Annotated in this window: 21 protein-coding genes; 18 read left to right on the forward strand and 3 right to left on the reverse strand. The window is 63.8% G+C overall.

The annotated features are described in order from the left end of the window. Positions 1–151 precede the first annotated feature (151 nt). The 6 genes from LB515_RS10875 (at position 152) to LB515_RS10900 (ending at position 7035) form a co-directional block, all read left to right on the forward strand. Entirely contained in the window at positions 152–1789 is a 1638-nt protein-coding gene (locus LB515_RS10875) for an ABC transporter substrate-binding protein (protein ID WP_140843760.1), read from the forward strand. An 18-nt stretch (positions 1790–1807) separates the two neighbouring features. Beyond that, on the forward strand, positions 1808–2875 hold the full coding sequence (locus LB515_RS10880) for an ABC transporter permease (protein WP_140843758.1): 1068 nt from the start codon (positions 1808–1810) through the stop codon (positions 2873–2875). A gap of 196 nt (positions 2876–3071) precedes the next feature. Further along, positions 3072–3998, forward strand: a complete 927-nt coding sequence (gene nikC / locus LB515_RS10885; RefSeq protein ID WP_224707703.1) for a nickel transporter permease — start codon at positions 3072–3074, stop codon at positions 3996–3998. Then, positions 3995–4831: an ABC transporter ATP-binding protein gene (locus tag LB515_RS10890; protein WP_224707704.1), complete on the forward strand. Its 837-nt coding sequence runs from the start codon at positions 3995–3997 to the stop codon at positions 4829–4831. The genes nikC and LB515_RS10890 overlap by 4 nt, the downstream gene beginning before the upstream one ends. Next, positions 4828–5574, forward strand: coding sequence for an ABC transporter ATP-binding protein (locus LB515_RS10895; RefSeq protein WP_224631242.1), 747 nt, complete (start codon positions 4828–4830; stop codon positions 5572–5574). The genes LB515_RS10890 and LB515_RS10895 overlap by 4 nt, the downstream gene beginning before the upstream one ends. Positions 5575–5757: 183 nt before the next feature. After that, a complete protein-coding gene (locus tag LB515_RS10900; RefSeq protein WP_224707705.1) occupies positions 5758–7035 on the forward strand; it encodes a 4-aminobutyrate--2-oxoglutarate transaminase in 1278 nt (425 codons plus the stop codon). 48 nt (positions 7036–7083) lie between these two features. On the opposite strand, the gene LB515_RS10905 is transcribed toward LB515_RS10900, so the two are convergent. The 3 genes from LB515_RS10905 to LB515_RS10915 are packed head-to-tail and all read right to left on the reverse strand — an operon-like array spanning position 7084 to position 8937. Next, the gene (locus tag LB515_RS10905) at positions 7084–7410 is read right to left on the reverse strand and encodes a type II toxin-antitoxin system RelE/ParE family toxin (RefSeq protein WP_224707706.1); all 327 of its coding nucleotides are present in this window, start codon (positions 7408–7410) and stop codon (positions 7084–7086) included. A 4-nt stretch (positions 7411–7414) separates the two neighbouring features. Further along, positions 7415–7645: a type II toxin-antitoxin system ParD family antitoxin gene (locus tag LB515_RS10910; RefSeq protein ID WP_224707707.1), complete on the reverse strand. Its 231-nt coding sequence runs from the start codon at positions 7643–7645 to the stop codon at positions 7415–7417. 38 nt (positions 7646–7683) lie between these two features. Continuing rightward, on the reverse strand, positions 7684–8937 hold the full coding sequence (locus LB515_RS10915) for an NAD(P)/FAD-dependent oxidoreductase (protein ID WP_224707708.1): 1254 nt from the start codon (positions 8935–8937) through the stop codon (positions 7684–7686). Between the two features lie 414 nt (positions 8938–9351). Here LB515_RS10915 and LB515_RS10920 point away from each other — a divergent pair, with 414 nt between their 5' ends. The 12 genes from LB515_RS10920 to ybeY all read left to right on the forward strand — a co-directional run bounded on the left by LB515_RS10920 (position 9352) and on the right by ybeY (position 20681). Continuing rightward, complete coding sequence (locus LB515_RS10920; RefSeq protein WP_224707709.1) at positions 9352–10641, forward strand: imelysin family protein; 1290 nt, start codon at positions 9352–9354, stop codon at positions 10639–10641. Between the two features lie 101 nt (positions 10642–10742). Next, the gene (locus tag LB515_RS10925) at positions 10743–11054 is read left to right on the forward strand and encodes a (2Fe-2S)-binding protein (protein WP_224707710.1); all 312 of its coding nucleotides are present in this window, start codon (positions 10743–10745) and stop codon (positions 11052–11054) included. After that, positions 11020–11505 carry a bacterioferritin gene (bfr, locus tag LB515_RS10930; protein WP_095765979.1) on the forward strand — a complete coding sequence of 162 codons (486 nt, stop codon included), beginning with the start codon at positions 11020–11022 and terminating at the stop codon, positions 11503–11505. The genes LB515_RS10925 and bfr overlap by 35 nt, the downstream gene beginning before the upstream one ends. A gap of 78 nt (positions 11506–11583) precedes the next feature. Continuing rightward, the gene (locus tag LB515_RS10935) at positions 11584–13119 is read left to right on the forward strand and encodes a di-heme oxidoredictase family protein (RefSeq protein ID WP_411969127.1); all 1536 of its coding nucleotides are present in this window, start codon (positions 11584–11586) and stop codon (positions 13117–13119) included. A gap of 20 nt (positions 13120–13139) precedes the next feature. Then, a complete protein-coding gene (locus LB515_RS10940) occupies positions 13140–14213 on the forward strand; it encodes an imelysin family protein (RefSeq protein ID WP_224707727.1) in 1074 nt (357 codons plus the stop codon). A 4-nt stretch (positions 14214–14217) separates the two neighbouring features. Continuing rightward, positions 14218–15324 (forward strand): DUF1513 domain-containing protein, encoded by a 1107-nt coding sequence (locus tag LB515_RS10945; RefSeq protein ID WP_224707712.1) that lies wholly within the window; start codon positions 14218–14220, stop codon positions 15322–15324. Positions 15325–15463: 139 nt separating this feature from the next. Beyond that, complete coding sequence (gene tsaB / locus LB515_RS10950; protein ID WP_224707713.1) at positions 15464–16219, forward strand: tRNA (adenosine(37)-N6)-threonylcarbamoyltransferase complex dimerization subunit type 1 TsaB; 756 nt, start codon at positions 15464–15466, stop codon at positions 16217–16219. Further along, the gene (rimI, locus tag LB515_RS10955) at positions 16219–16713 is read left to right on the forward strand and encodes a ribosomal protein S18-alanine N-acetyltransferase (protein WP_095765976.1); all 495 of its coding nucleotides are present in this window, start codon (positions 16219–16221) and stop codon (positions 16711–16713) included. The genes tsaB and rimI overlap by 1 nt, the downstream gene beginning before the upstream one ends. Before the next feature lie 26 nt (positions 16714–16739). Continuing rightward, a complete protein-coding gene (locus LB515_RS10960) occupies positions 16740–17540 on the forward strand; it encodes a lysophospholipid acyltransferase family protein (protein ID WP_095765975.1) in 801 nt (266 codons plus the stop codon). Between the two features lie 145 nt (positions 17541–17685). Beyond that, complete coding sequence (miaB, locus tag LB515_RS10965; protein ID WP_224707714.1) at positions 17686–19095, forward strand: tRNA (N6-isopentenyl adenosine(37)-C2)-methylthiotransferase MiaB; 1410 nt, start codon at positions 17686–17688, stop codon at positions 19093–19095. An 84-nt stretch (positions 19096–19179) separates the two neighbouring features. Continuing rightward, positions 19180–20172 (forward strand): PhoH family protein, encoded by a 993-nt coding sequence (locus tag LB515_RS10970; RefSeq protein ID WP_411962568.1) that lies wholly within the window; start codon positions 19180–19182, stop codon positions 20170–20172. An 11-nt stretch (positions 20173–20183) separates the two neighbouring features. Further along, positions 20184–20681: an rRNA maturation RNase YbeY gene (gene ybeY / locus LB515_RS10975; protein WP_224707715.1), complete on the forward strand. Its 498-nt coding sequence runs from the start codon at positions 20184–20186 to the stop codon at positions 20679–20681. Positions 20682–20696 lie beyond the last annotated feature (15 nt).

Here is a 20696-nt window from a genome sequence, read left to right on the forward strand (position 1 = left end):
TGTCCGTTGCCGGTTCGAGAACCGCTGAATAGGGTGTTGACCAACTGGACAAAAAACACGACGGTAAGCGGTCAAAGCCGCAGCCGGCCTTGCAAAGAACAATACAGCCCTGAGCCGGGAACTCAGGTCAACAAAACAGGGAACGATCACTATGATGCTGGAAAAGTTTGCTCTCCGCTCGCGCGCCTTGCTTGCCGGCGCCGCGCTGTCCGCGCTGCTCGTCGCGCCCGCTTTCGCGGTCACGCCCGCCGATACGCTGGTCGAGGGCTTTGCCATCGACGACATCATCTCGATGGATCCGGGCGAAGCGTTCGAGCTGTCGACGGCCGAGGTCACCGGCAACACCTATGATCTTCTGGTCCGCCTCGATCTCAACGACACCTCCAAGGTCAAGCCCGACCTCGCCGAGAGCTGGACCGTTTCCGATGATGGCCTGACCTATACGTTCAAGCTGAAGCCCGGCATGAAATTCGCCTCCGGCAATCCGATCACCGCCGCCGACGTCGCCTATTCCTTCGAACGCGCCGTCAAGCTCGACAAGAGCCCGGCCTTCATCATCAACCAGTTCGGCATTACCGGCGACAACGTCACCGAAAAGGCCAAGGCCGTCGACGACACCACCTTCCAGTTCGTCGTCGACAAGGCCTATGCGCCAAGCTTCGTGCTGAACTGCCTGTCGGCCACCGTCGCGTCGGTCGTGGATGCCAAGCTGGTCAAGGAACATGTCGCCGCCGCCACGCCGAGCGCCGACTACAAATGGGACAATGATTTCGGCAATGCCTGGCTGAAGACCGGCTATGCCGGCTCCGGTCAGTTCAAGCTGCGCGAATGGCGCGCCAACGAGGCCGTCGTCCTGGAGCGCAACGACAACTACAACGGCGAGAAGGCCAAGCTCGCCCGCGTCATCTACCGCAACATGAAGGAAAGCTCGGCACAGCGCCTGGCGCTCGAAGCCGGCGATATCGACGTCGCCCGAAATCTCGAGCCGAACGACCTTGATGCCATTGCCAAGAACGCCGATCTCACCACCACCAGCGCGCCGAAGGGCACGGTCTATTACATCAGCCTCAACCAGAAGAACCCGAACCTCGCCAAGCCCGAGGTGCGCCAGGCGTTCAAATATCTGGTCGACTACGACGCGCTCAGCACCACCATCCTCAAGGGCATCGGCGAAATCCACCAGTCCTTCCTGCCCAAGGGCGATCTCGGCGCCATCGACGATAACCCGTTCAAGCTCGACGTCGCCAAAGCCAAGGAATTGCTTGCCAAGGCCGGCCTGCCGGACGGCTTCAAGGTGACCATGGACGTGCGCACTGGACAGCCGACCACCGGCATGGCGGAATCGATCCAGCAGACGCTCGGCCAGGCCGGCATCAAGCTGGAGATTATTCCGGGAGACGGTAAGCAGACGCTGACCAAATACCGCGCCCGCAACCACGACATCTACATCGGCAACTGGGGCCAGGACTATTTCGACCCGAACTCCAACGCCCAGACCTTCGCCTCGAACCCCGACAATTCGGATGCCGGCAAGTCCCACACGCTCGCCTGGCGCAATTCGTGGGACATTCCGGACCTGACCAAGGAAACGGAAGCAGCGCTTCTGGAGAAGGACGCCGCCAAGCGCGCCGACATGTACAAGGATCTGCAGAAGAAGATCCTCGACACCAGCCCCTTCGTCATCATCCATCAGCAGCTGGAAGTGGCCGGCCTGCGCAAGAACCTCAAGGGCTTCGCGCTCGGCCCGAGCTTCGACACCAACTTCGTCGGTGCGGTCTCCAAGCAATAGTGTCTTCGGGCGCGCCGCGTGAGCGTAGCTGAAAACCAGGCGGCAGCGGGGCGCGGCAGCGCCCGCGCTGTTGCCGTCCTGTCGTCGCTCGGCCGCTTCCTGGTCGTCGCGGTGACGACCTATCTCGGCCTGCTCGCGGTGACCTTCTTCATCGGCCGCGTCATCCCGATCGATCCGGTTCTGGCCGTGCTCGGCGACCGCGCTCCTATTGCCGTCGTCGAGCGCACGCGCCGCGAGATGGGTCTCGACCTGCCCTGGATCGAGCAGTTCTACCTCTATGTCAAAAGTGCGCTGAGCGGCGACTTCGGCACGTCGGTGCTGACCACCAATCCGGTGATGACCGATATCCGCCGCGTTTTCCCGGCGACCATCGAGCTGGCGACGCTGGGCACGATCATCGGCGCTGTCATCGGCGTGCCGCTCGGCGTGCTGGCCGCCGTCAAGCGCGGCAGCCTCATCGACCAGATCGCCCGCATCGTCGGCCTCATCGGCTATTCCGTGCCGATCTTCTGGCTGGGGCTCCTCGGGCTGGTGCTGTTCTACGCCAAGCTGCAGTGGATCGCCTTTCCGGCGCGGCTCGATGTCGTCTACGAATACACGTTCACGCCGATCACCGGCTTCTACCTGCTCGATGCCGCGATCCAGGGGCAGTGGGACGTCTTCTACGACGCCTGGCGCCACATCGTCCTGCCGGCTTCGCTGCTCGGCTACCTGTCGCTTGCCTATATCAGCCGCATGACGCGTTCCTTCATGCTGAACGAGCTGGCGCAGGAATATATCGTCGCGGCCCGTGCGAAAGGCCTGTCGGAGACGCGCATCATCTGGGGCCACGCGCTGCGCAACGCCGCTGTGCCGATGGTGACGGTGATCGCGCTTTCCTACGCCAACCTGCTCGAAGGTTCGGTGCTGACCGAGACCGTCTTCTCTTGGCCGGGCATCGGCCTCTACATCACCAACTCGCTGCAGAACGCCGACATGAACGCCGTGCTCGGCGGCACCATTGCCATCGGCTCGGTCTTCATCGCCATCAATCTTTTCTCCGATCTGCTCTACCGGCTGCTCGATCCAAGGACGAAGACCGGATGATCGGAGCTATTGCCGTTTTGGGCTTGGCCGCGGCCAGCCACCCCCGCTCCGGCCCTTCGGGCCGCCTCTCTTCGTGCCCGGGGGAGAGGAAAAGCTGGTCGCATGCCAGGCGCCTTTCTTCTCCCCCGTCGAACGGGGGAGAGGTGGTCTGCGAAGCAGACCGGAGTGGGGGTCGACTATTTCAGGAGGCATTGTCATGACCGCCGCCGACGCCGGCGCCTTCTCCCGTCGCGCATGGCTGCTGAGCGACCGACCGGCCTCGCGCCTGCAGGCGAGGCTCGGCCGCGCCTATGTCGCCTGGCGCCGCTTCTCCGCCAATCGCTTGGCGCTGGTTGGCATGCTGATTATCATCGCGCTGCTGGTGGTCGCCGCCCTTGCCGATGTGCTGGCGCCCTATTCGCCGACCGTCGGCGATCTGAAAAATGCCCGACTGCTGGCGCCCGGCGCCGTGCACTGGTTCGGCACCGACGACCTCGGCCGCGACATCTACTCGCGCATCGTGTATGGCTCGCGCTGGACGCTTTATGTGGTGATCCTCGTCGCCATCATCGCCGCGCCCATCGGTCTTCTGGTCGGCACGATCGCCGGTTATGCCGGCGGCTGGACCGACACGATCCTGATGCGCATCACCGACATCTTCCTCGCCTTTCCGAAGCTTGTGCTGGCGCTGGCTTTCGTCGCGGCGCTCGGACCCGGCATCGAGAACGCCGTGCTGGCGATCGCCATCACCTCATGGCCGCCCTACGCGCGCATCGCGCGCGCCGAGACGCTGACGGTGCGCAATTCCGACTACATCAAGGCGGTGCAGCTGATGGGCGCCTCGCCCTTCCGCATCGTGCTGCGCCACATCATGCCGCTCTGCATCTCCTCGCTGATCATCCGCGTCACGCTCGACATGGCCGGCATCATCCTCACCGCCGCCGGCCTTGGTTTCCTCGGTCTCGGCGCGCAGCCGCCGTTGCCCGAATGGGGCGCGATGATCGCATCCGGACGCCGCTTCATCCTCGACCAGTGGTGGGTGGCCGCAGCCCCAGGTGCCGCCATCCTCATCGTCAGCCTTGGCTTCAACCTGCTCGGCGACGGCCTGCGCGACGCGCTCGATCCCCGGAGTGGCGACCAATGAGCGACACGCTTCTCGAGGTCGACGATCTGCGCGTCACCTTCCCGACCCGCACCGGCCTCGTGCAGGCGGTGCGCGGCGTCTCCTTCTCGCTCGGTCGCGAGCGGTTGGGCATCGTCGGCGAAAGCGGCTCCGGCAAATCGCAGACCGGCCGCGCCATCATGGGGCTCACGCCGCCGCAGGCCGAGGTGTCGGCGAAGAAGCTCGCCTTCGACGGCATGGACTTGCTTTCCATGTCGCCGCGTGAACGCCGGGCGCTGCGGGGGAGCCGCATCGCCATGATCCTGCAGGATCCGAAATATTCGCTCGATCCGGTCATGACCATCGGCCGCCAGATCGTCGAGACGCTGCGCACGCATGAGAAGGTAGGAAAGACCGAAGCGCGCGAACGGGCGCTGGCGATGCTGCAGGCGGTGCAGATCCGCGACCCGGCCCGCGTCTTCGATCTCTATCCGCACGAGGTCTCGGGCGGCATGGGCCAACGCGCCATGATCGCCATGATGCTGGTCACCGGACCCGAATTGATGATCGCCGACGAGCCGACCTCGGCGCTCGACGTCACCGTGCAGCTCGACGTGCTCAATATCCTCGACAAGCTCGTCGCCGAGCGCGGCATGGGGCTGATCTTCATCTCGCACGATCTGCGCCTGGTCTCCTCCTTCTGCGACCGCGTCGTCGTCATGTATGCCGGCAAGGTGGTCGAGCAGATCAAGGCTTCGGAGCTGCGCGACGCTCAGCATCCTTATACGCGCGGCCTGCTCAACTGCATGCCCAGGATCGGCTTCGAGCGCCATCCGCTGCCGGTGCTCGACCGCAAGCCGGAGTGGGCGGCATGACGGCTTCCATCACTGTCGAAGGGCTGGAAGTGGTCTTCGACCGGTTTCGCGCGCTGAAGGGCGTCAGCCTCGAAGTCAGGGAAGGCGAATCCTACGGCCTCGTCGGCGAAAGCGGTTCCGGCAAGTCGACGCTGCTGAGAGCAATCACAGGTCTCGCGCCGGTTTCCGCAGGCACCATTACCGTCAACGGCAAGACGCTCGGCAAAACTCGCGACAAGGCGTTCTATCGCGAGGTGCAGATGGTCTTTCAGGATCCTTACGGCTCGCTGCATCCGCGTCAGACCGTCGACCGCCTGCTGCAGGAGCCTCTGGCCATCCACGGCATTGCCGACGGCGAGAAGCGCATCGAGCGCGCGCTGGACGAGGTAGGGCTTGGCAAGGGCTTCCGCTTTCGTTACGCGCACCAGCTCTCCGGCGGCCAACGCCAGCGCGTCGCCATCGCGCGTGCGCTGATCCTCGAACCTTCGATCCTGTTGCTCGACGAGCCGACTTCGGCGCTCGATGCCTCGGTGCAGGCGGAAGTGCTGAACCTGCTGGAAGAGGTGCGGCGGCGCCGCAAGCTCACCTTCCTGATGGTCAGCCACGACCTCGCCATCATCACCCATATGTGCGAGCGGCTGATGGTGATGCAGAATGGCGAGGCCGTGGAGACGCTGACCGCGAGCCAGCTGATCGGCCATCGCGTCAGCGAGGATTATACGCGCAATCTGTTGAGGGCCAGCGAAGGATTTGTGAGGGTTTAGCCCGCAATTGCCAAGCCGCGTCCCTGCCCAGGTGTACCAGGAGGCTTTATCTGGGGCAGGCCCAATTGACTGGACCACGTGCCGACTTGAGCAAAACGTGAAATAAGGTCAGAAGGGATTTCAACGGCAGCAAACGAGAACGGGCCCAGTCTTAATGAAGGATGGCCCCGATTGAGGGACGATATGAAGAATTCAGCCATTTCCGAACGCAAGAACCAGTCGATCTCGCGCGGCGTCGGCATGACGACTCAGATCTACGCCGATCGCGCCGAGAATTCGGAAATCTGGGATGTCGAAGGCCGCCGCTATATCGACTTCTCGTCCGGCATCGCCGTCGTCAACACCGGCCATCGCCATCCGAAGGTGATCGAGGCGGTCAAGCAGCAGCTCGACCGCTTCACTCACACCTGCCACCAGGTCGTACCCTATGAAAGCTACGTGCATCTCGCCGAGCGGCTGAACGGCCTGCTGCCCGGCAAGTTCGACAAGAAGACCGTGTTCGTCACCACCGGCGCCGAGGCGGTCGAGAACGCCATCAAGATCGCCCGTAACGCCACCAGCCGCCAGGCGGTCATCGCCTTTTCAGGCGGCTTTCATGGCCGCACCTTCATGGGCATGGCGCTGACCGGCAAGGTCGTGCCCTACAAGGTCGGCTTCGGCGCCATGCCCGCCGATGTCTTCCATGCCCCGTTCCCGGTGGCGCTGCACGGTGTCTCGGTCGCCGATTCGCTTGCCGCGCTCGACAAGCTGTTCAAGGCCGATGTCGATCCGGGCCGCGTTGCAGCCATCATCGTCGAGCCGGTTCAGGGCGAGGGCGGCTTCTACGAGGCGCCGCGCGATTTCATGGCAGCACTGCGCAAGATCTGCGACCAGCACGGCATCCTGCTGGTCGCCGACGAAGTGCAGACCGGCTTTGCCCGTACCGGCAAGATGTTCGCCATGGATCATCATGATGTGGCGCCCGATCTCACCACCATGGCCAAAAGCCTCGCCGGCGGCTTCCCGCTGTCGGCCGTCACCGGCCGCGCCGAGATCATGGACGCGCCCGGCCCCGGCGGGCTCGGCGGCACCTATGGCGGCAGCCCGATCGGCGTCGCCGCCGCGCACGCCGTACTCGACGTCATCGAGGAAGAAAAGCTCTGCGACCGCGCCAATGCGCTGGGCGCCAGGCTGAAGCAGCGGCTGGTATCGATTCGCGAGGACGTGCCGGAGATCGTCGACATCCGCGGTCCGGGCTTCATGAACGCCGTCGAGTTCAACGACGTGAAGAAGGGGCTTCCGTCAGCGGAGTTCGCCAACGCGGTCAGGCTGAAGGCGCTGGACAAGGGCCTCATCCTGCTTACCTGCGGCGTCTACGGCAACGTGATCCGCTTCCTGTCGCCGATCACCATCCAGGACGGCGTCATGACCGAGGCGCTGGATATCCTGGAAACCTCGATCCGCGAGGCGCGGGCCGCCTGAGGATGGTGCGGTGCTCTTCTGACGGTCTGCACCGGCGCGCGCAAGCCGTCAGGAGCCCGGATGTTGTAACCAGGATGGGATATCCATCTTGGCGTGAAGCACGCGCCACACATCGATGTGGTCTGCCTGTTCAATATAGAAGATCAAATATGGATGACGCTTGAGCGGCAGGCTGCGTAGGCCGGGCAACCCAACTTCATAACTATATCTCAGAGAGCCTGATGCTGGGTGGCTGGCTATTAACTTGTAGGCATTCTGAAGGTCCTCGACATAGCCTAACGCCACGTGCGAACCAGCTTCACGTACATAATAATCGACAGCGTCCTCGATATCGCGCAGAGCAAGGCTTCGAGGAATGATTGGCTTGGTGGCCACTAACTTATTGGCCCTGCGCTCGTTTCCTCAACGCTGCGAAATAGTCGTCGTCAACGGGCGCGCCCGGCACGGATGACGCACCCTCCAGGAGCAAGCTCCGCAAAAGTTGACGATCCTGATCGTGGCGGATCAATTCACGCACATATTCGCTGCTCGTGCCATAGCCTCGATCAGTCACTTGCTGATCGACAAAATTCTTCAAGCTGTCGGGCAGTGAAATATTCATCGTGCTCATTCAGCCATTTTATGGCCTATGGCAAAAATTGGCAAGCCTTACGCGTTGGCCCTTGCCGGTTCGTCCTGACTGAAGGCCGCAAGCGCCGCCTTCAGCGCATCCGGCCCGCCTGCCACCGTTTGCGGCGTCGGCGAGAAGCCGGCGCCGAGCATCTTGCGGCCAAGCATGTGGTCGGCCGGGCGGTTGACGGATTCGATACCGAGCAGCCGGTTGCCTGCATAGTGGTAGATCGAGAACTTGTTCTCGGCGAGATCGCCCAGCACAACATGGTGATCGCCGCCTTGGGTCAGGCCCACCATCTGTAGCTTCATGTCGCCGATATCCGACCAGAACCACGGCACGGCCGAGAAGGGCTCAGCATGGCCGAGGACGGTGCGTGCGGCAAGCCTGGCCTGGTCGGTGGCGTTCTGCACCGATTCCAGCCGCACGTCGCCGCCGGTGAACCAATGCCGGTAGGAGGCCGCGTCGCCGATGGCGAGGATTTCGGGAACAGAGCTTTGCATATGCTGGTCGACGCGGATGCCGTTGCCGGTAGCCAGACCGGCGGCTTCAGCCAGTTCGACATTGGGCACCACGCCGATGCCGATGATCACCATCTGCGCCGCCAGGCGTTCGCCGCCCGACGTGATCGCGGCCGAGACGAGGCCGCCTTGGCCCTCGAGGCGGGCAATGGTGGTGCCGGTCAGGATGCGCACGCCGATCGCTTCCAGGCGCTGGCGCACATGCGCGGCGATGACCGGCGCCACGGCGCGGCCGAGCAGCCGGTCGACCGCCTCGACGACGGTGACGTTGCGGCCGGCCGCTCTCAGCGTCGCCGCGATCTCCAGGCCGATGAAGCCGCCGCCGATAATGACCACGTCCTCGCTTTGCGCGCTGAGCTCGCGGATCAGGCGCGCATCGGCCAGCGAGCGTAGCGAGATCACGCCAGCAAGGCCGGCGCCGTCGAGCTTGAGCAGGCGCGGCCGCGAGCCGGTGGCAAGCACCAGCCGGTCGAAGGCAAGCGTTCCACCGCCTGCGACATTCAGCCGGCTCGCGCGGGCATCGATGCCGTCGATGCGCACTCCCGGCCGGTAATCAATGTTGTTGCCAGTGTAGAAGGCTTCGCCGCGCAAGGGCTGCGGCTTGGCCTCGGTGTCCTTGATGAAGGTCTTGGAGAGCGGCGGCTTGTGATAGGGTAGGTCCTGCTCGTCGCCGAGCAGCACGACCGGCCCTTCATAGCCCTCTTCGCGCAGGCTGGCGGCGGCCTGCACGCCGGCATGGCCCGCACCGACAATCACAACCCCGTTGGTCATCGCAATCCTTTTTGTCAGAAAATCTAGGCTCTTGCGCCAGGTGGCGATTGTCTGCCGCCGCCGCAAGAGCCGCGCATCGGGTCGCACCCAGAATGGCTGTCTGTCAATCGGTCCAGCGAGGCAGTCCCGGGCTTAAAGTTGACATTTGTAGTTTAGAATAATTCTAAACTGTTGTTTCAATTGAATATTTTCTATCTCACCAGTTGACTCCCAGCCTCTCCATCGTTTTATGGAGAGCTGCGCGCAAAGCGCATCCCTTTGATGTCTGGGCCTTGAACCCTTTCGATTGGAGGCAAGTGGGTGTCTTTTTATCGCGAACCGCGCATCGACGCGGCCACCATTTTTCCCGGCATGAATATGCCTCGGCGCGGGTGGGCGCCTTTTGTTGAATTTCCAAAGAACTGGAGAAGGATGATGACGGCACGTAATGGCGGCAGGGTGGCTGCGATCTGCGCCACGGCTGCACTGACCGCGGCGGTGTTCGTGTTGCCGGCCAAAGCCGAAACGGACGCCAAGGCGGTGATCAAGACCTATGCCGACATCGCTTTAGCCAAATACGAGGATTCTCTGACCACTGCGCAGGCGCTGGATAAGGCGGTGGATGCGCTCATTGCCAGCCCCTCGGCAGACACGCTGAACGCCGCGCGCGAGGCCTGGAAGGCGGCGCGCATTCCTTACCAGCAGACAGAAGTCTACCGCTTCGGCAACAAGATCGTCGACGACTGGGAAGGCAAGGTGAATTCGTGGCCGCTGGATGAGGGCCTGATCGACTATGTCGCCAAGAGCTATGGCACCGAGTCGGACGAAAACGCGCTCTATACGGCCAATGTCATCGCCAACAAGGAAATCGAGATCAACGGCAAGAAGGTCGATGCCTCGAAGCTAACGCCCGAGTTCCTCTCCGGCACGCTGCAGGAGGCCGGCGGCGTCGAAGCCAATGTCGCGACCGGCTATCACGCCATCGAATTCCTGCTCTGGGGCCAGGACCTGCATGGCACCGGGCCGGGCGCCGGCGAACGGCCCTTTACCGACTACGACCTCAAGAACTGCACAGGCGGCAATTGCGATCGCCGCGCCGAATATCTGAGATCGGCGACCGATCTTCTGGTGTCCGACCTGCAGGAAATGGTCGGCAACTGGAAGGAAGACGGCGCCGCGCGCAAGAACCTCACCGAGGGCGACGCGAATGCCGCCATCTCCACCATCTTCACCGGCATGGGCTCGCTCTCCTATGGAGAGCTCGCCGGCGAGCGCATGAAGCTCGGCCTGTTGCTGCACGACCCGGAAGAGGAGCACGACTGCTTCTCCGACAACACCTACATCTCGCATCTCTATGACGCGGTCGGGATCCGCGATGCCTACCATGCCAGCTACAAGCGGCTCGACGGCTCCGTGGTCTCGGGTCCGTCGGTGTCCGACATGGTGAAGGCCGCCGATCCGGCGATCGACAAGGAGCTGTCGGGCAAACTCGACACCACCGTCGCCAAGATGGAGGCCATCCAGGCGCGTGCCCTTGCCGGCGAGGCATATGACCAGCAGATCGCCGAGGGCAACACGGAAGGTAACGCCACGGTGCAGGCGGCGATCGACGCCCTCATCGACCAGACCAAGTCGATCGAGCGCGCCGTCGGCTCGCTCAAGCTGAACGAGATCGCTTTCGAGGGTTCTGACAGCCTCGACGCGCCCGACAAGGTGTTCAAGTAAGATCGGGCATGGTCCCAATAACCGGTCTTTGGACAAGATCGCGCCCAATTGAGAAACCAGCCAAGCGGCGCCGGAACGGCGCCGTCAGCCAGAGCAAGTAGATGCTGATCTGCCATTGCAATATCATCACCGAAAAGGAGATCGAGCAGACGATCGTCGGCCTGCTGGATCAGGATCCCTGGCAGCTGATCGTGCCCGCTAAGGTCTACCACGCGATGGCCAAGCGCGGTCGCTGTTGCGGCTGTTTCCCAAATGTGGTGGAAACGATCATTCGGGTCACCGAGAATTACCACGCCCGCTCGGAGGCGGGGGGCGTGGACATCGTTTCACACCTGGATCGCGTGCGAGGCTTGCGCGGCCAATACGGGAGCAGAACCCATGAAAGGCGAACCGCAGGTCATCGAGCGGCTTAATGAAGCTCTGTTTCTGGAGCTTGGAGCCGTCAACCAGTACTGGGTGCATTACCGTCTGCTCGAGGATTGGGGCTACACCAAGCTGGCAAAGAAGGAGCGGGCGGAATCGATCGAGGAGATGCATCACGCCGACCGGCTGATCGCGCGCATCATCTTCCTCGAGGGTCACCCGAACCTGCAGTCCGTCGCGCCGTTGCGCATCGGCCAGAATGTCAAGGAAGTGCTCGAATCCGATCTCGCCGGCGAATATGACGCACGCACCGCCTACAAGCGCTCGCGCGAGATCTGCCAGGACGAAGGCGATTTCGTTTCGATGAAGCTGTTCGAGGATCTTTTGGCGGACGAGGAAGGACATATCGACTTCCTGGAAACGCAGCTCGATCTGCTTGCCTCGATCGGCGAGGAAAAATACGGCCAACTCAATGCCGACTCGGCCAACGAGGCGGAGTAAGGACATGCGAGAATGCGGCGCCCCGTAGATTTTTCGCGCCGCGTGTGGTGGGCCGGGATTCACGGCTTGCCGTCCCAAATGACCCCGCGATACCGGATTTATCGCGGGGCACCGCTTTTGCTGGCGATCATGCTTTCCGCATCCGCCTTAGCTGGTGAGCCCGCCGTCCTGTCGACGAGCCGCACCGACCTGACGCCGAAGGACCAGGCGCGGGTTCTGGCGGTCACCAGGCCAACGGCCGATTTCACCAGGCCGGAGCCGTTCGAGCTGATGCAGGGCGGCGCCGGCACCTCGCGCAAGGACATCAACCGCGATGCCTTCTCGCAATCCTCCGCCAATATCACCTTCGAGGAAGAAGGAACCTTCAAGCTCGGCAACGCGCTGTTTCGCAAGAACTGGGTGTCGTCGCCGTCCTCGACCCAGGCTTCGGACGGGCTCGGCCCGCTTTTCAACGAACGCGCCTGCCAGAACTGCCATCTGAAGGATGGCCGCGGGCGTCCTCCGGAAGGCGATGCCGGATCGACATCGATGTTCCTGAGACTCGCGCGCGATGCCGATAGCGCCGAGGAAAGGGCCGCGCTCACCGATCATAAGCTGCTGAACTTTCCCGATCCTGTCTATGGCGCGCAACTGCAGGACCTTGCGGTTCCCGGGCTCAAGGGCGAAGGCCGGATGCGCGTCGATTACCAGGAGCAAAAGGTGACGCTCGGCGACGGCGCCGTCGTTTCACTGCGCAAGCCGAGCTATACGATCGAAAATCTCGGCTACGGTCCGCTCGATCCGCGCACCACGCTGTCGCCGCGCCTGACGCCGCCGATGATCGGGCTGGGCCTGATCGAGCAGATCGCGCCGGCCGATATTCTCGCCAATGCCGATCCGGACGATCGCAACAGTGACGGCATTTCGGGCAAGCCGAACATGGTGCGCGACGAGCTGAGCGACGAGGTGACCTTGGGCCGCTTCGGCTGGAAGGCGCAGACCGCCTCGATCCGCCAGCAAGCGGCCGATGCCTTTGCCGGCGACATCGGCATCTCGACGCCCGAAGTGCGGAAACCCTGGGGCGATTGCACCGAGGCGCAGAAGGGTTGCCTGGCCATGCCAAACGGGGTGCAGCAACGCCTTGGCACGGCCGAGGCGCCGCCGCCGGTGATGGACCTCGTCACCTTCTATTCGCAGAACCTGGCCGTGCCGGCGCGGCGCGATATCGGCAAGCCTGATGTGCTTGCCGGCAAAAAGCAGTTCTACGACATGGGCTGCATTGCCTGCCACGCGCCGAAATTCGTCACCATGCGCGGCACGCCCGGCAAGGCGCAGGCCTTCCAACTGATCTGGCCCTATTCCGACTTCCTGCTGCACGACATGGGCGAGGGCCTTGCCGATGGGCAACGCGTCGGCCAAGCGAGCGGCAGCGAGTGGCGCACCCCGCCGCTCTGGGGCATCGGGCTTACCGCGGCGGTCAACGGCAATGCCTTTTACCTGCATGACGGCCGCGCCCGCACGCTTGCCGAGGCGATCCTGTGGCATGGCGGCGAGGGACAGAAGGCGCGCGACCGCTTCGCCGGCACCGACGCGGCCAATCGCGACGCGCTGATCAAATTCCTGGAGTCCCTATGATATCGAAACGCGTCGCTCTGATGTCGAAACGTCTGGCCCTTGCTCTTCCGTTCCTTCTGGCCGCCGTGATGCCGGCATCAGCCGCGGTCAAGGCTTCCGATGTCATCGGCCGCGCGATCGACGGCTTCGTCCGCCCCACCTATGCCAGCCTCGACGAGCATGCGGCGGGCCTCACCAAGGCGATGCGCCAGCTTTGCGAGGCGCCGTCCAAGGAGAATCTCGAAGGGGCGCGCGCGGCATTTTCAGGCACCGTCGAGGCCTGGTCGGTGGCCGAGGTCATCGCCTTCGGGCCGATCAAGGAGAACAACCGGCTGGAGCGCATGCTTTATTGGCCGGACCGCAAGAGCATCGGCCTGAGGCAAGTGCAGGCCACGCTCGCATCCAAGGACCCATCAGCCGCCGATCCGGCGCAACTGGCGCAAAAGAGCGTCGCCATGCAGGGCCTCGGCGCGCTCGAATATGTGCTTTACGGCGACGGCGCCGAATCCCTTGCCGGGAAAGACGATCCTTACCGCTGCGCCTATGGCGCGGCGGTTGCCGGCAATATCGAAACGATGGCGGGCGAGGTGCGCGACGCCTGGCAAAAGCCCGATGGCTTTGCGTCGCTCTGGGCCAATTCGGGGCCGAAGAACCCGCTCTACCGCGACGGCAACGAAGCTGTGACGGAACTGGTCGGCGTCTTCATCAACGAGCTGGAAATGATCCGCGACGTGCGGCTCAAGGGCTTTCTCGGCGCGAAACCCGATGCCGACAAGCCGAAGCAGGCGATCTACTGGCGCTCGCAGAACACGGCGGCCTCACTGGCCGCAAACCTGTCCGGCATCGACCAGCTGTTTCAAGCCTCCAGGCTCGGCGACGCTCTGCCCGCCGACGCGCAATGGATGGCAGAGTCCATCCACATCCAGCTCAGCAACGGCGTGACGACAGCGAAATCCGTTGCCGGTCCGATCGACAAGGCGCTCGCCGACCCCGCGCTGCGCGGCAAGCTCGAGCACTTCGCGCTGATCACTTCCAGCCTGTCGACCTTGATCGGCACCAGGATGACCGCCGAGTTCGGCCTGACCGCCGGCTTCTCGTCGCTGGATGGGGATTGATGCCGTGAGAACTGTCCTCATCGAGCGCCGCGATTTCCTGCGGGCCGCGGGCGTGGGCTTCGCCGCCGCCATGGCGCCGCGCGCATGGGCGGACACGCTTGCCGCGGACGCGGTGTTCGCCACGGCCTTCGTCAAGCGCGACGGCAGTTTTGGCGCCGCCGTGCTCTCCGAGGCGGGGAAAATCCTGCACACGATCGGTCTGCCCGATCGCGGCCATGACGTCACTTTCGATCCGGTGTCGAAGCGTTCGGTGGTCTTCGCCCGCCAGCCCGGCACCTTTGCCGTGGTCTTCGACCATGCCGGCCGCGACAAGCCGTTGACCATCGCCAGCATCGCCGGCCGGCATTTCTTCGGCCACGGCGTGTTCTCGCCCGACGGCGCTCTGCTCTACGCTACGGAGAACGACTTCGACAACGCGGCAGGTGTCGTGGGCGTCTACGATGCGCGGGCGAAATTCAATCGCGTCGGCGAGTTCCCGACCTACGGCATGGGGCCGCATGAGCTGCTCCTTCTTGGCGATGGCCGCACTTTAGCCGTCGCCAATGGCGGCATCGAAACCCATCCCGATTATGGCCGCGCCGAGCTCAACATCGCGACGATGAAGCCGTCCTACACGCTGGTCGACCGCGTCACGGGCGACCTCATCGAAAAGCACGAATTGCCGCCGGCGCTGCATCAGCTTTCGATCCGCCACATGGATCGCGACCAGGTGGGCACCGTCTGGTTCGGCTGCCAGTATCGCGGGCCGGCGACCGATCGGCCGGCATTGGTCGGCCGCGCCGCGCGCGGCAAGGAGCTCGAGCTCCTAGAAATGCCGCAGGACGTGCTCTCGGGCTTCCGCAATTATATCGGCTCGGTCGCCGCCAATGCCGCGACGGGCACGGTCGCCGTCACCTCGCCGGAGGGCAATTCGCTGGCCGTCATCGATGCCGCCAGCGGACGCGTGGTCACGACAAGAGCGCTGGTCGAGGTCTGCGGCGTCGCGCCCGACGGCGCCGGCTTCATGGCGACGACCGGCGCCGGCGAAATCGTCGTCGGCGCCGGCGCCACCCGTTCCGAACCGGACTATGTCTGGGACAATCACATGCTGTGCATCGCGGCCAAGGCCTGACAACACCAAGATGCCGCTGTGGCGCCGAACCGAAGCCGCTTAACATTTCTCCGCCCTGGCCCTTGCGGCGGCGGCCTATGCCGGGCAGAGGGAATTGTGTTTCGATCCAGTTCGTTAACCGGCGTATGAAGCTGCCCGTATGAAGCTGCTTGCCATCGATTGCGCTGCCAATCTCTGCGCCGCCTGCGTCTATGACGCGGGCGCGGGGAAGGAGCTTGGCCGCGAAGTGCGCGACCTAGGCAAGGGGCATGCCGAGCATCTGATGGCCGTCATCGAGACGGCCTTGAAAGCGGGCGGCATCGGCTACCCTGACCTTAACGCCGTTGCCGTCTCGATCGGACCCGGCTCGTTCACCGGCCTGCGCGTCGGCGTCTCGACCGCGCGCGGCCTGGCGCTGGCGTTGAAAATCCCGGCGATCGGCGTGACGACGCTGGAAGCCCTGGCGGCGGAGGGTGCGAAAGCTTTTCCCGGGCGCGCGGTGCTTGCCGCGCTCGATGCCGGCCGCGACGAAATCCACGCGGCGCTCTTTGACAAAGCGTTAGCGGGGGCTTACGGACCTTCGGTGACCACGCTTTCCGAGGCGGCGATCATGGCCAACGGCGCCGATGCCGTCCTTGTCGGCACCGCTGCGCCACAGATTGCCGCAGCGGCGGGACGGGCCTTCGACACCGGCCCGGTTGCCGCCACCGCCGACATCGCGACCTATGCCAGGCTGGCGTCGGCCAGAGGGCCGGGCGAAAAGCCCAAGCCGCTCTATCTGCGCGGCGCCGACGCCAAGCCGCAGGCGGGCTTCATTCTTCCAAGACAGGACAATGGCCCAAAGGAAGACCATGATCCCAAAAAGGGGGAGGCGGTTTTGCGGAAAAGTCGTGGTCCAAAAGGAAACGACGCCTGATGCGCATACCGTTCTTTCAGCCGCGCCGCAGGGACTATGCGCTGGAGCCGCTGACGGTTGCCGACAGCGCCGCCGTCTCGGAACTGCATCGCGAGGATTTCGTGCGGCCCTGGACCGATGGCGAGTTCGCGGCGCTGCTCGAACAGGACACGGTGTTCGGCTACGCCGCGCGCGAGACAGGGCAGGGATCGAAACCTCCGGTCGGTTTCGTGCTGGCGCGGCTCGCGGCCGGCGAGGGTGAGATCCTGACCGTGGCCGTCGCCCGCACGCATCGCCGGCAGGGTCTTGGCTGGCAATTGATGGATGCGGTGCTGCGCGAGCTTCATGCGCAGCGCGCCGAAGCGCTCTTCCTCGAGGTCGACGAGACCAATGCGCCGGCGATCGCGCTTTATCGCAGGCTCGGCTTCATCCAGGTCGGTCACCGCCCGAACTATTACCGTTCGACCGAGCACGGTCCGACCGGCGCGCTTGTCATGCGCCGCGATCTTCGCTAGCCAGTCCGCGCGATAGGGCGGAGCGAATGATCAAGAAATTGCGGATTTTCCTGGCGCTCTTCTATGTCATCATCTGTTCACTGGTGCTGGTGCCGCTGCAGATACTGTCGATGAAGACGGGACTCTGGCCCGAGACCTTCATCCTGAAAATCTGGCATCGCATGATCCTGAGGGCGCTGGGCATGCGGGTGCATGTGAAGGGGGCGCTGGCCAGGGAACGTCCGCTGCTGATCGCGGCCAACCATATCTCCTGGACCGACATCATGGTACTCGGCTCCTTTGTCGATGTGAAGTTCATCGCCAGGGCCGATATGGAAGGCTGGCCGCTGATCGGCATGCTGTCCAAGTTGCAGCGCACGGTCTACATCGAGCGCGAGCGCAAGCGCACCTCCGGCGACCAGGCGAGCGAGATCGCCAAAAGGATGGCAAAAGGCGACGCCATGGTGCTGTTCGCCGAAGGTTCGACCGGGGACGGCAACCTTGTGCTGCCGTTCAAGAGCACGCTCTTCGGCGCCGCCTCGATGGCGATTTCGGAAGGTGCGGCGGACCAGGTCTTCATCCAGCCCTTGGCGATCGCCTATACGCGCCTGCATGGCATGCCGATGGGCCGCCGCCATCGGCCGATGTCCGCCTGGATCGGCGATCAGGATTTGATGCCGCACCTGAGAACCCTGCTTGCCGAAGGCGCGATCGATGCCGAGGTGCATTTCGGCGAGCCTGTGCCGTTCTCCAAGGGCTCGAACCGCAAGGAAACGGCACGGCTGATGGAAGCCAGGGTGCGCGAGATGATGCAGGCCGTCCTCGCCGATCCGGCCAAGAGCCGGTAGCCGATGCATTTTGCCCAAAGTGCATAGCGGTTTTGGGATAACGACATACATAAAGAAAAAAGACCTGAAGCGCGTCCTGTCGGGACGACCTGCTTCGGGCAGATTCGTCTGTTTTTTGTCACGGAAAGGCGCTAGAAGCCGCCCGATGGAATTGAACACGATTGAAAGCCACGACATCGGCGCTGCCGCCGAGCACTCGGCTGGCACGGACCGGGCGGCGAAAAAGGTCTTCGTCAAGACCTATGGCTGTCAGATGAATGTCTACGATTCCCAGCGCATGACCGATGCGCTGGCCGCAGACGGCTATGTCGCCACCGACGCCGTCGAAGATGCGGATCTTGTGCTGCTCAACACCTGCCATATCCGCGAAAAGGCGGCGGAAAAGGTCTATTCCGAGCTTGGCCGCATTCGCGACATGAAGGCCGAACGCGCCGAGGCTGGCCGCGAGCTCCTGATCGGTGTCGCCGGCTGCGTGGCGCAAGCCGAGGGCGCCGAGATCATCCGCCGCTCGCCAGCGGTCGATCTGGTCATCGGCCCGCAGACCTATCACCGGCTGCCCGACGTCCTGGCGAGGGTCCGTGGCGGCGAAAAGATCGTCGAGACCGAATACGCCGTCGAGGACAAGTTCGAGCATCTGCCGCAGCCGAAGCGCGCCGAGCTTGCCAGGCGCGGCGTCACCGCTTTCCTGACGGTGCAGGAAGGTTGCGACAAATTCTGCACCTTCTGCGTGGTGCCTTACACGCGCGGCTCCGAGGTTTCGCGCCCGGTGGCGCAGATCGTCGCCGAGGCCGAGCGCCTCGCCGAGGCCGGCGTGCGCGAGGTGACGCTGCTCGGCCAGAACGTCAATGCCTGGCACGGCATCGGCGAAAATGGCGAGGAATGGGGCCTTGGCCGCCTGCTGTTTCGTCTGGCGGAAATCCCCGGCCTGGCGCGGCTGCGCTACACCACCAGCCATCCGCGCGACATGGACGACGAATTGATCGCCGCGCATCGGGACCTGCCGGCGCTGATGCCCTATCTGCATCTGCCGGTACAGTCGGGGTCCGACCGGATTTTGAAGGCGATGAACCGGCGCCATACGGCGCGCGACTATCTGGCGCTCATCGAGCGCATTCGCGCCGCCCGCGCCGATATCGCCATGTCCGGCGACTTCATCGTCGGCTTCCCCGGCGAGACGGATGAGGATTTCGAAGCGACACTGAAATTGGTACGCGAGGTGAACTATGCCTCGGCTTTCTCGTTCAAATATTCGCCGCGCCCCGGCACACCGGGTGCCGAAATGGATGGCCATGTCTCGGAAGCGGTGAAGGACGAGCGTCTGCAGGCTCTGCAGGCTCTGCTTCTCAGGCAGCAGCAGGATTTCGGCTTGAGCCTGGTCGGCAGGACCATCGGCACGCTGATCGAGAAGCCTGGCCGGCAGGCAGGGCAGAAAGTTGGCCGTTCGCCCTGGCTGCAGCCCGTTATTGTTGACGACAAGGCCGGCGGAATCGGTGACATTATCGACGTACGAATCACAAGGACCGGCTACAATAGCCTGTTCGCCGAACTGGCCTGACGGGCCTCGGCAGATGAGGAGAGACGGTTGAGCGCTGCTGAACTGAAGAATCCGCCCCCGAACCAGGCGTCCGGGGCTTCCGACATGGCGCACATCGTACTGACCTTCGACAACAACAAGCTTGCCAGCGCCCTTTACGGTCAATTCGACGAGAATCTGGCCCGGCTCGAGCAGAAGCTCGGCGTGGATATCCGTTCGCGCGGCAACCAGCTTGCGATCAAAGGCTCGGCTCCGGCCGCCGAGCAAGCGCGCCGGGCGCTGGATACGCTCTACGGCATCCTGCAGAAGGGCGTCGACATCGGCCAGTCGGATGTCGACGGCGCCGTGCGCATGGCGATTGCCGCCGACGACCAGCTGACGCTGCCCACCTTGGAGCGCAAGGGCAAGGTTTCGGCCGCTCAGATCGCGACGCGCAAGAAGACGATCTATGCCCGGTCGCTGACGCAGGACGCCTATATGCGAGCGCTGGAGCGCTCGGAAATGGTCTTCGGCATCGGCCCGGCCGGCACCGGCAAGACCTATCTGGCGGTCGCGCATGCGGCCATGCTGCTCGAACGCGGCATGGTTGAGCGCATCGTGCTGTCGCGCCCGGCCGTCGAGGCCGGCGAGCGGCTGGGCTTCCTGCCCGGCGACATGAAGGAGAAGGTCGACCCCTATCTGCGGCCCCTCTACGACGCGCTCTACGACATGATGCCGGCCGACAAGGTCGAGCGCGCGATCGCCGCCGAAGTCATCGAGATCGCGCCATTGGCCTTCATGCGCGGCCGCACGCTGGCGCATGCGGCGGTGATCCTCGACGAGGCGCAGAACACCACGCCGATGCAGATGAAGATGTTCCTGACCCGTCTCGGCGAGAACTCGCGCATGATCGTCACCGGCGATCCGACCCAGATCGACCTGCCGCCCAACACCAAGTCGGGACTGGTCGAGGCGCTGCGCATCCTCGACGGCGTCCCGGGCATCGTCACGGTCCGCTTCAACGAAGGCGACGTGGTGCGCCACCCGCTGGTCGCCGAGATCGTCAAGGCCTATGACCGCGACGGCAAGCTGGCGCGAGGCCTCGGCGCCGAAAGCTGATCAAAGGCCGCATGGCTGCAGACAACAAATCCTCTGCCGGAATCCCGGTCGACATCGATATTTTCGTCGAGGCCGGCGCTTGGCCCGCGGAAGCCGAGTTGACGCGTCTGGTCGAGCGCGCCGTTGCGGCCGCTTTTGCCGAGACCGGCGCGGGCGGCGCTTCCGAGCTCAGCGTCGTTTTTTCCGACGATGCCCATATCCAGGCGCTCAATGCCGAATGGCGCGGCAAGGACAAACCCACCAACGTCTTGTCTTTCCCGGCTTTTTCGTTTTCGAAAGGCGGCAAGCTGCCGCCGATGCTGGGCGATATCGTGCTGGCTTCCGAGACGGTGTCTCGCGAGGCGGCACTGGAAGACAAGCCGGTTGCGAACCATATCACCCATCTCGTTATCCATGGCCTGCTGCATCTTTTGGGCCATGATCATGAGACCGACGCCGAGGCCGAGGAGATGGAAGCGATCGAGCGCGCGGCGCTTGCGAGACTTGCCATTCCCGATCCCTACGCGTAACAAAAAAGCTCAATT

The organism is Mesorhizobium sp. CA15 (assembly GCF_020165215.1).
Classification (GTDB): domain Bacteria; phylum Pseudomonadota; class Alphaproteobacteria; order Rhizobiales; family Rhizobiaceae; genus Mesorhizobium.